The organism is Colwellia ponticola, from assembly GCF_005885605.1.
Classification (GTDB): domain Bacteria; phylum Pseudomonadota; class Gammaproteobacteria; order Enterobacterales; family Alteromonadaceae; genus Colwellia; species Colwellia ponticola.
Map to the genome: position 1 here is coordinate 1 of NZ_SZVP01000167.1, position 431 is coordinate 431.

Annotated in this window: 1 protein-coding gene; it reads right to left on the minus strand. The window is 59.9% G+C overall.

Features of this window, described 5'->3' with window-relative positions; translation table 11 throughout:
* Positions 1 to 431, minus strand: a 431-nt coding sequence (locus tag FCS21_RS16385; protein ID WP_442548488.1) for an ATP-binding protein, incomplete at both ends; no start/stop codon positions are given.

The window sequence follows — 431 nt, forward strand, 5'->3', positions numbered from 1 at the left end:
ACGTCCATTTCGATGGCGCAGTTGAGGAAGTGGTCCAGAAGCACCGGGCTGTCGTTGGACACTTTTACCGCATCACGCAGGTAACGCTTGAGCTCTTCTTCTTCGTAGACGATTTCCATGGCTCGGCCGCCCAGTACGTAGGACGGACGCACCACCAGCGGGTAGCCGATCTTGCTGGCTGCACGGATGGCCTCGTCTTCGCTGCGCACGGTAGCGTTTGGCGGCTGGCGCAGGTTCAGGCGCTCAACCATTTGCTGGAAGCGCTCACGGTCTTCTGCACGGTCGATGGCGTCTGGGCTGGTGCCGATGATTGGCACGCCGGCAGCCTCAAGGGCACGCGCCAGTTTCAGCGGGGTTTGGCCGCCGTACTGGACGATCACACCTTTTGGTTTCTCGACACGACAGATTTCCAACACGTCTTCCAACGTTAC